Below are 1,782 nucleotides of genomic sequence, written 5' to 3' on the forward strand. Positions count from 1 at the left end.
TACCTGCAGCGATGGATGCGTGTTGCATGGCTCGTCCCAGACGGAGTTGAGACTTGGCGTGCTTGGAGTTTCTTTGTCGGGCTGTTGCTGACTTGGTTCGGGCTCGGTTCACCCTTATCCGTTCTCGATCACGATCTGCTCACGGTGCACATGATTCAACATCTGTTGCTGATGACCGTGGCGCCTCCTTTGATCTTGCTTGGCGAGCCCTTGAAGCTGCTGCCGCAACGCCGGGTGAAAAAGCTCGGGGAGTTGGTCATTCGCCCACCCCGCACGGAACCCATGCGGGAGCCGGGGCGGATTCTTCCGCACCCGACGATTGGCTGGATTGGAGCCACCGCCACTCTAGTTGCGTGGCATATTCCTTCGATATTTATGCTTGGATTGAGATCCCAAACGTGGCATGGGATCGAGCAAGCTTCGTTTCTCGTAACCGGACTTCTTTTCTGGTGGCCAGTGGTTGAGTCTCCGCGGAACGCATTGAAATGGTCAGACTCGTCGATACTCTTGTATCTGTTTTTCGCGACATTACCGTGCGACATTCTCTCTGGATTTCTCGTTTTTTGCGACCGTGTGGTTTACCCGGTCTATTTGTCTTCATCTCGGCAATTTGGATTGACTGCCCTGGAAGACCAGCAATGTGCTGGTGCGCTGATGTGGACTTGCGTCACCGTCGTCTATTTAATCGCCGGGGCAATCTTCACCACGCGCTTACTCTCCCCCCAACGATCGATGGATCCACACCGGGTGGAGGCGGTCTGAAATGTCCCACCAGTCCGTACTCAACGCGTCTTCTTCCAATGCGGTGCAAGCCCCCCATTTGGGCCGATCCGCCTGGCTAGACTACTGGGCGCTCACCAAGCCAGAAGTGAACTTCCTGATCTTGATCGCAACTTTTGTTGGGTTCTACATGGCCTCCGCAAGTACTGGGCGGTTTTCATTCGCGGCGCTATTCAACACTTTGCTCGGAACATTGTTGGTGGCCAGTGGGACCGGTACGCTAAACCAATACCTCGAACGAGAGTTCGACGCCCAAATGCGCCGAACCGCCCGGCGTCCAGCCGCGGCTGGACGTGTCAAACCCATTTCGGTCCTCGTCTTTGGAAGTGCATTGGCAGCAGTCGGCGGCATCTATCTCGCGGTAGTTATAAATCTGCTCGCTAGTGCGCTCGCAACATCGACGTTGCTGACCTATCTGTTCGTGTACACCCCGCTGAAGCGAAGAACACCAATGTGTGTTCTCGTCGGAGCTTTTCCAGGCGCCATGCCGCCGCTCATTGGTTGGGCTGCGGCCACCGGCCGACTGAACATCGAGGCGGGGATGCTGTACGCCATGCTCTTTCTGTGGCAGTTTCCACATTTCATGGCAATCGCTTGGATGTATCGCGAAGACTACGACCGCGCAGGCTATTTGGTTCTACCGACAGGCAATGGGAGAGTTCCTTTCATGATTTTGGAAACTTTATTGCCATTGTTTGCTCTCGTCGGTATCAGCATTATGCAATCTCCGTCTCGGCACGCGATGATCTTTTATTGTGCCGCAGTACTGCTGGGTGAGGGGTTCTTGTACTTCGGATTGGAATTTGTGGTTCAGCGTTCGAGAGCAGCTGCACGCCGGCTGTTGACGGCCTCGATCGTTTATCTTCCACTGTTGTATGGCCTAAGCGCGACTCTATGCAATCGGCCAGGCGATCCAATGTCCCGACCTGCGACGGCCGCAGCGTGGCTTATGTATCACAAACAAAAACTAGGCGAGACGCATTGGCAGGAGCTGACTGGGAC

At 55.0% G+C, this 1,782-nt stretch carries 2 protein-coding genes; both read left to right on the forward strand.

The genetic code is table 11. The annotated features are described in order from the left end of the window. Positions 1–762: cytochrome c oxidase assembly protein (locus WCA10_RS03130; RefSeq protein ID WP_472821031.1), on the forward strand; the 762-nt coding region annotated here is incomplete at its 5' end. Position 763: 1 nt separating this feature from the next. Further along, positions 764–1,782 (forward strand): heme o synthase (gene cyoE, locus WCA10_RS03135; RefSeq protein ID WP_472821032.1); only part of this gene is annotated, 1,019 nt, incomplete at its 3' end.

The organism is Occallatibacter sp. (assembly GCF_049582745.1).
In the GTDB taxonomy this organism is placed as follows: Bacteria; Acidobacteriota; Terriglobia; order Terriglobales; family Acidobacteriaceae; genus Telmatobacter.